Annotated in this window: 7 protein-coding genes; all 7 read left to right on the top strand. The window is 65.6% G+C overall.

Annotated elements, in window-relative coordinates; genetic code table 11:
* The coding region (locus EOA33_RS19345; RefSeq protein ID WP_127406308.1) for a bifunctional salicylyl-CoA 5-hydroxylase/oxidoreductase at positions 1 to 1,689 on the top strand (1,689 nt) is incomplete at its 5' end.
* Positions 1,686 to 2,459, top strand: coding sequence for an SDR family NAD(P)-dependent oxidoreductase (locus EOA33_RS19340; RefSeq protein WP_127406307.1), 774 nt, complete (start codon positions 1,686 to 1,688; stop codon positions 2,457 to 2,459). The genes EOA33_RS19345 and EOA33_RS19340, both read left to right, overlap by 4 nt.
* Positions 2,453 to 2,923, top strand: a complete 471-nt coding sequence (locus tag EOA33_RS19335; protein WP_127406306.1) for a MarR family transcriptional regulator — start codon at positions 2,453 to 2,455, stop codon at positions 2,921 to 2,923. Before EOA33_RS19340 ends, EOA33_RS19335 begins: the two co-directional genes overlap by 7 nt.
* Positions 2,920 to 3,732 (top strand): enoyl-CoA hydratase family protein, encoded by an 813-nt coding sequence (locus tag EOA33_RS19330; protein ID WP_127406305.1) that lies wholly within the window; start codon positions 2,920 to 2,922, stop codon positions 3,730 to 3,732. Before EOA33_RS19335 ends, EOA33_RS19330 begins: the two co-directional genes overlap by 4 nt.
* Before the next feature lie 230 nt (positions 3,733 to 3,962).
* Positions 3,963 to 5,111, top strand: coding sequence for an acyl-CoA dehydrogenase family protein (locus EOA33_RS19320; protein WP_127406304.1), 1,149 nt, complete (start codon positions 3,963 to 3,965; stop codon positions 5,109 to 5,111).
* A 49-nt stretch (positions 5,112 to 5,160) separates the two neighbouring features.
* A complete protein-coding gene (locus tag EOA33_RS19315; RefSeq protein ID WP_127406303.1) occupies positions 5,161 to 5,556 on the top strand; it encodes a RidA family protein in 396 nt (131 codons plus the stop codon).
* A gap of 203 nt (positions 5,557 to 5,759) precedes the next feature.
* A complete protein-coding gene (locus tag EOA33_RS19310) occupies positions 5,760 to 6,488 on the top strand; it encodes a GntR family transcriptional regulator (RefSeq protein ID WP_127406302.1) in 729 nt (242 codons plus the stop codon).
* Positions 6,489 to 6,748: the final 260 nt, after the last annotated feature.

Below are 6,748 nucleotides of genomic sequence, written 5' to 3'. Positions count from 1 at the left end.
GTCGAATGCAGCGAACAGACATGGGGGCGCTTCGGCTTCGGCGCGATGTCGCAACAGGAATCGATCGCGGTCTGCGAGCGCATCTTCGAAAAGCATCTCGGCGGCCATGCGCTGATGACCAACGCCAACCACATACGCGGTTCGGCCTGGATCAATTTCCCGCGCGTGCTGTGCGAGCGCTGGTCGTTTGAGAATCTGGCGCTGATGGGGGACGCGGCCGCATCGGCGCATTTCTCGATCGGCTCCGGCACCAAGCTGGCATTGGAGAGCGCCGTCGCGCTGGCCGACTATGTCGAGTCCGAGCCCGACCTCGAAGCGGCGTTCCGCAAATATGAGGATGCTCGTCGCACCGAGGTGCTGAAACTGCAGTCGGCGGCACGCAATTCGCTGGAATGGTTCGAGGAGGTCGAGCGCTATCTCGGCCTCGACCCGGTGCAGTTCAACTACTCGCTGCTGACCCGCTCGCAGCGCATCAGTCACGAAAACCTGAGGCTGCGCGACGCCGAGTGGCTGGGCGGCGCCGAGGAATGGTTCCAGCACCAGGCCGGCGCCGGCGGCAACAGGCTGCGCCGGGCACCGATGTTTGCGCCATTCAAGCTACGCGGCATGGCGCTCAACAACCGCATCGTCGTGTCTCCGATGGCGCAGTACAAGGCCGTCGACGGCTGCCCAACCGACTGGCATTTTTCGCACTACGCGGAGCGCGCCAAGGGCGGCGCCGGGCTGCTCTACATCGAGATGACCTGCGTCAGTCCCGAAGGCCGCATTACGCCCGGCTGCCCCGGCTTCTACGCGCCGGAACACGAGGTGGCCTGGAAGCGCCTGGTCGACTTCGTCCACACCGAGACCGAGGCAAAAATCTGCGCCCAGATCGGCCATTCCGGCGCCAAGGGCTCGACCCGCGTCGGCTGGCAGGGAACCGACGTGCCGCTGCCCTCCGGCAACTGGCCGGTGATGGCGCCGTCGGCCGTGGCGTGGTCGCCCGAGAACCAGGTGCCGAAGGCGATGGACCGCGCCGACATGGACAGGGTGCGCGGTGAGTTCGTCGCCTCCACCGAGATGGCAGCCCGCTGCGGCTTCGACATGCTGGAAATCCATGCCGCGCATGGCTATCTCTTGTCCTCATTCATCACGCCACTGACCAACCGGCGCACCGACGAGTATGGCGGCTCGCTGGAAAACCGTATGCGCTATCCGCTGGAGATCTTCCGCGCGGTGCGTGCCGTGTGGCCCTCGGAAAAGCCGATCTCGATGCGCATCTCGGCCAATGACTGGGTCGGTATCGAGGGCGTCACACCTGCCGACGCGGTCGAAATCGCAAAACTGCTGCACGAGGCCGGTGTCGATCTCTGCGACGTGTCGGCCGGGCAGACCTCGATCGCGGCAAAACCAGTCTATGGCCGCATGTTCCAGACACCGTTCTCCGACCGAATCCGCAACGAGGTCGGCATGGCGACGATGGCCGTCGGCAACATCTATGAGCCGGACCATGTCAACTCGATCCTGATGGCGGGCCGCGCCGATCTCGTCGCGCTGGCCCGGCCGCATCTCACCGATCCCTACTGGACGCTGCATGCAGCGGTGGCGCTCGGCGACCGCGGCGTCAAATGGCCGGATCCCTATCTGCCCGGCCGCGACCAGCTTTACCGGCTGGCCCAGCGCGAAGCGGCGGCGGGGTTGAAGGTATGACCTCCACCGCAAAAACCACGGCCAGGCATGCCTTGGTCACCGGCGGTGGTTCAGGCGTCGGACGGGCGATCGCGCTGGCGCTCGCCGGCGCCGGCGTCAACGTCACCATCTGCGGGCGACGTGAGGCAGCCCTTGCCGAAGTGGGCAAGGAAAGCCCGCGCATCGCGGGCGTCGCCGCCGATGTCACCGATGAGGCGTCGATGGTTTCCCTCTACGAAAAAGCGGAGGCCGCGCGCGGACCGTTCGACATCGTGGTCGCTAATGCCGGCATGGCCGGCAGTACGCCGGCGCACAAGATTTCGCTGGCCGACTGGCAGCGCACGATCGACGTCAACCTCACTGGCGCCTTCCTGACGGTGAAGCCGGCGCTGTCCGGCATGCTGGCGCGGAAGTCGGGCCGCATCGTCTTCATCGCCTCCACCGCTGGCCTCAAGGGCTATGCCTATGTGGCCCCTTACGTCGCGGCCAAGCACGGCGTCGTCGGGCTGATGCGGGCGCTGGCCACCGAGACCGCCAAGTCCGGCGTCACCGTCAATGCCGTCTGTCCGGGCTTCGTCGAGACCGACATGCTGGAGGAGTCCATCCAGCGCATCGTGGACAAGACCGGGCGGTCGGCAGACGAAGCGCGGGCAAGCCTGGCGGCGACGAACCCGCAAGGACGTTTCATTCAACCGGAAGAAGTGGCGGAAGCCGTGCTGTGGCTGTGCGGCGACGCCGCCCGCTCGATCACCGGGCAGACGATCTCGATCTCGGGAGGCGAGACATGGTAGCCGGTCCGTTGCCCACCCGATCCGGCTCCGGCAAGGAGCGGCTACGGCTGTGGATCCGCCTGCTGCGCGCCTCGCGCACGATTGAGGCGGAGCTGCGCGAGCGGCTGAAGAAGGAATTCAACACCACGCTGCCGCGCTTCGACGTGATGGCGGCGCTTTACCGGTCGCAGGAGGGGATGCTGATGAGCGACCTGTCGCGCTTCCTGCTGGTGTCGAACGGCAATGTCACAGGCATCGTCGACCGGCTGGTGTCGGAAGGGCTGGTGGCTCGGGCGCGCCGCAATGGCGACCGCCGCACCTCGATGGTGCGACTGACCGAGGAAGGGTCGAGGGCCTTCGCCGAGATCGCCGCCGCGCATGAAAGCTGGGTCGGTGAGCTGCTCGGCACTGTCAGCGAGGAAGAGGCGCGCCGGCTGACCGGCATGCTGACTTCGTTCCGCAGCAACTGGGAGGGACGCGAATGAGCGCCATGGCCAACCTCAAGCCGAAGCACTTCCTCTGGGATGTGGAAGGCAAGGTCGCGAAGGTCCGGCTCGACCGTCCCGAGCGCAAGAACCCGCTAACCTTCGACAGTTATGCCGAGTTGCGCGACACGTTTCGCGATCTCGTCTACGCCGACGATATCGACGCCGTCGTGTTCCTGCCCAATGGCGGCAATTTCTGCTCGGGCGGCGATGTCCACGACATCATCGGACCGCTGGTCAAGATGGACATGAAGGCGCTGCTCGCCTTCACCCGCATGACTGGTGACTTCGTCAAGGCGATGCTCAACTGCGGCAAGCCGATCATTTCCGCTGTCGACGGCGTGGCGGTCGGCGCCGGCGCCATCGTCGCCATGGCCTCCGATATCCGCATCGCCACGCCGGAAGCCAAGACCGCCTTCCTGTTCACCCGCGTCGGTCTTGCCGGCTGCGACATGGGCGCCTGCGCGATCCTGCCGCGCATCATCGGCCAGGGCCGCGCCGCGGAGCTGCTCTACACCGGCCGCACCATGAGCGCGGCCGAAGGCGAGCGCTGGGGTTTTTACAACCGGCTGGTGGAGTCGACCGCACTCGAGGCCGACGCGCTCGACCTGGCGGCACGCATCGTCTCCGGCCCGACCTTCGCGCATGGCATCACCAAGACGCAGCTCAACCAGGAATGGTCGATGGGGCTCGACCAGGCGATCGAGGCGGAAGCGCAGGCGCAGGCGATCTGCATGCAGACAGCTGATTTCGAGCGCGCCTACAAGGCGTTCGTCGCAAAGGAAAAGCCTGTGTTCGAGGGGAATTGAGATGGGCGGATTGTTGGACACGTTGGCGGGACAGCACCCCCCTCTGTCCTGCCGGACATCTCCCCCTCAAGGGGGGAGATTGGCGGTTTCGGCGCCCCGCTCATTCTTGCGGCTTTGGCGATTGGCGAAAGCCGACATGACAGCTGATCTCCCCCCAAGAGGGGGAGATGTCCGGCAGGACAGAGGGGGGCGCCGTAGAGCACAGACCTCGCAGAACTGCGGAGGCAAACATGTCTGACCGTTCCTTCCTCAACTGGCCCTTCTTCGAGGAGCGCCATCGCCAGCTCGCCGACCAGCTCGACGCCTGGTGCGCGAAGAACCTGCCGGTCGACCATCACGATGTCGACGCCGCCTGCCGGGAGCTGGTGGCGAAGCTCGGCCGTGACGGTTGGCTGAAGCCGACGGCGCTCGACACGGACAATCCCGGACCGCTCGACGTGCGCACGCTCTGCATCACGCGCGAGACACTTGCCCGCCATGACGGGCTGGCCGACTTTTCCTTCGCCATGCAAGGGCTCGGCACCGGCGCGCTCAGCCTGTTCGGCACGCCGGACCAACAGCATTGGCTGGGCAAGACGCGGGCCGGCAAGGCGATCTCGGCCTTCGCGCTGTCGGAGCCGCGCTCCGGATCGGACGTCGCCAACATGGAAATGACGGCCACGCGCGATGGCGACGATTATCTGCTGACCGGCGAGAAGACCTGGATTTCCAATGGCGGCATCGCCGATCTCTACATCGTCTTCGCCCGCACCGGCGAGGCGCCTGGCGCCAAGGGGATTTCGGCCTTCATCGTGCCGGCCGAGACCGAAGGCCTGAGCATCGCCGAGCGGCTGGAGACGATCGCCCCACACCCGCTGGCGCGACTGTCGTTCGACAACGCCCGCGTCCCCGCTTCCGCGCTGATCGGCAAGCCCGGTGACGGCTTTCGCATCGCCATGTCGGTGCTCGACGTGTTCCGCTCGACCGTGGGTGCCGCGGCACTCGGTTTTGCCCGTCGTGCCCTGGACGAGAGCGTCAGTCGCGCCGCAGAGCGCGAACTGTTCGGCGCGCCGATGGCGGACCTGCAGATGGTGCAGGGCCACATCGCCGACATGGCGCTGGATGTCGATGCCGCGGCGCTTCTCGTCTACCGCGCCGCCTGGACCAAGGACATGGGGGCCCCACGCGTGACCCGCGAGGCGGCGATGGCCAAACTGTTCGCAACCGACCGCGCACAGGAGGTGATCGACGCGGCCGTGCAGCTGCATGGCGGCGACGGGGTGCGCAAGGATCACATCGTCGAAAGCCTCTATCGCGAGATCCGTGCGCTGCGCATCTACGAGGGAGCATCCGACGTGCAGAAAGTGGTGATCGCGCGACAGGTCATGGGGGCGGCGTGAGACTGATGAATGTCCCGCAGCCCGCATTTCGATTAGGGGGAGTCTAGTCATGCACACCATCCTGCAGCCGGAAGGCTGGGCAAAGCCCATCGGTTACGCCAACGGCGTCGCCGCGCGCGGCCGGCTGGTGTTCGTCGGCGGCCAGGTCGGCTGGAATGCCGAGTGCCGGTTCGAGACCGACGATTTCGTCGGCCAGGTACGCCAGACGCTCGCCAACATCGTCGCCGTGCTGGCCGAGGCGGGCGGCGAGCCGCATCACATCACCTCGATGACCTGGTATTTCACCGACAAGGCCGAGTATCGCGCCAATCTCAAGGGCATCGGCGAGGCCTACCGCGCCGTCATCGGCCGCCACTTCCCGGCCATGGCGGCCATGCAGGTCGTGGCGCTGGTCGAGGACCGCGCCAAGGTGGAGATCCAGGCGACGGCTGTTATTCCGGAGTGAATTGCGCCAGGTCGACCGGCGCGCCGAAAACTCGCGCTGACGTTTGAAGGCATGGGCCCGATTCGATCAGAGATCATCGCCTTGACTATTCGAACCGCCGCTTGGCTCTAAACACAAACTGTGATCAGATGATCACGCTTGCTTCGGCGGGCGCACTCGGGCATCGCACATAGCTTCTGCCGGCATCTGAGGAAAGCAAAACCGTGGCTCTGGGCTTCGAACCCGTATCGGGACGCATCACCGTCCAGGATGGCGTCTACCAACAGCTCCGCCATGCCTTGATGGTCGGCAGCTTCGATCCGGGACAGGTGCTGACCATCGCCGCGCTGGCCGAGGCCTTCGGCACCTCGAACATGCCGGTGCGCGAGGCCTTGCGGCGGCTGGCGGCGGAAAACGCGCTGGAGATCTCACAGAACGGCTCGGCCTGCGTGCCGGTCGTCACGCGGGCGCGGCTCGACGACCTTTGCCGGGCCCGTCTCGCCGTCGAGGGGCTGGCGGCCGAACTCGGCGCGCCGCGGCTGACGACGGTCGAGATCGACAGCCTGCAGCGCATCACCGACGACCAGCAGGCGATCGGCCGCGACGGCAGCATCTATGAGCTGATCGCCAAGAACCAGCAGTTCCATTTCATCATCTACCGCGCCTCGGGCTCGGACGTGCTGTTTCAATTGATCGAAACGCTGTGGCTGCGCTTCGGCCCCTATATGCGGCTGTTGTCCAACCACGTGGCGCCGCTGATGCGCGCCGGAACGATGGAGCCCTCGGGCAGGCATGTCGCGATCATTGCCGCGCTGAAGGACAAGGACTTTGCCCGCGCCCGCGACGAGGTGGTGGCGGACATCACGGCGACGCAGATGACGCTGCGCGCCATCTGCCCCGATGTGCCAGAGCCCAAGACGGTCGACTTCACCGGTTTCGGCAAAGCTTCCTGATCTTCCTCAGCGTTGGGCTGACCCAAAGACAGAGAAGGTCTGTCGCGGCCGCGCTGGACCAAAGCAATCGGCTGCTTTTTGGCACCTTGCCGCTTTTCTTTAGCCTTAAAGGATTGATCCTCGTTTCGTTTTGTGATCACATGATCACAAGGAGCGAGACAGAAGATGTCCGGCTATTTTCTCTACCATTCGATCGGCACCTTCCCCGGCAAGGGCGAGAGCATGGCCGCCGCACTGGCGGACTTCTCTGCCATCTGGTC

The organism is Mesorhizobium sp. M4A.F.Ca.ET.050.02.1.1 (assembly GCF_003997725.1).
In the GTDB taxonomy this organism is placed as follows: domain Bacteria; phylum Pseudomonadota; class Alphaproteobacteria; order Rhizobiales; family Rhizobiaceae; genus Mesorhizobium.
Note: the sequence above shows the minus strand (reverse complement) of the source record. Positions and strands in the feature narration are given on the sequence as shown.